Genomic DNA, 1,104 nt, shown 5'->3' on the forward strand with positions numbered 1-1,104 from the left:
GGCAGCCTCAAATCTGAAGTGCAACACCCGTTTCGTATAAGGTGTTGCGATGCACGAAAGAACTCAGTATCAGCAGCTTCAACCTGAAGAGCGCCTGACCATTGCCAGCCTGCATTTGCAGGGTTCGAGTATCCGGGCCATGGCCCGGATACTCGGCCGCTCGCCAGCCACGGTAAGTCGTGAGCTGAGGCGAAATCATTCTCCTGCTGGCTACGCATCCGTTCCTGCAGAGGCGCTCAGCGCCGCGCGTCGGAGTGCGGGTCGTCGTCCCACAAAGCTCGGCCCGCAGAGTGTGTGCTGGCGCGTCGTTCTTACTCTGCTCGAGTGGAAATGGTCACCTCAGCAGATATCGGGCACACTCAAGCGCATGTATCCGACTGACCCGACCCAGCAGGTTTCGCACGAAACCATCTACACGGCCATCTACGCCCAGCCGCGCGGCGAACTGCGCCGTCAGCTCATCGCCTGCCTGCGCCACGGCCATAGCACGCGCATGCCGCGCACACGGGGTACAGACCGACGCGGAAAGATTCCCGACATGGTCAGTATTCATGTGCGGCCGCCCGAAATCGAAGACCGACTGCTGCCCGGACACTGGGAGGGTGACTTCATCAAGGGCGCCAACAATGCGTCTTCAGTCGGAGTGCTGGTGGAACGGACCAGCCGCCTGGTGCTGCTGGCGAAGATGGAAGATGCCACGGCTGCTTCCGCGCTGGCAGGCTTCTCTGCCAAACTCAATTCGATTGCCAAGCCATTGCGGCAGAGCTTCACCTACGACCAAGGCAAAGAACTGTCGCGGCATGCAGAGCTCACCGCCGCTACCGGCGTGAAGGTGTACTTCTGCGACCCGCACAGCCCATGGCAACGCGGCACTTGTGAAAACACCAACGGACTGCTGCGCCAGTATCTGCCCAAAGGCACCGACCTTTCGGTCTACAGTCAGGACGAACTTGACGCCATTGCCGACAGTCTGAACAGCAGGCCCCGCGCCACTCACGCCTTCCATTCGCCACTCGAGGTCTTTGCCGCCACACTCGCTTCCGCAGCTCAACCTCATGGCTCTAAACATTAAATTCGCTGTTGCGCTTCAACCTTGAAACCGCC

The 1,104-nt window shown here is 60.1% G+C and carries 1 protein-coding gene; it reads left to right on the forward strand.

Annotated features, from left to right (window positions below; translation table 11 throughout):
- The first annotated feature begins 49 nt into the window (after positions 1 to 49).
- Positions 50 to 1,072 (forward strand): IS30 family transposase, encoded by a 1,023-nt coding sequence (locus AB6804_RS31865; protein ID WP_370889837.1) that lies wholly within the window; start codon positions 50 to 52, stop codon positions 1,070 to 1,072.
- Positions 1,073 to 1,104 lie beyond the last annotated feature (32 nt).

It is taken from the genome of Caballeronia sp. RCC_10 (assembly GCF_041360715.1).
Taxonomy (GTDB): domain Bacteria; phylum Pseudomonadota; class Gammaproteobacteria; order Burkholderiales; family Burkholderiaceae; genus Caballeronia; species Caballeronia grimmiae.

Excerpts from the sequence above, each read along its gene's own strand:
- AB6804_RS31865 (WP_370889837.1), top strand. The coding sequence starts at position 50 with ATGCACGAAAGAACTCAGTATCAGCAGCTTCAACCTGAAGAGCGCCTG.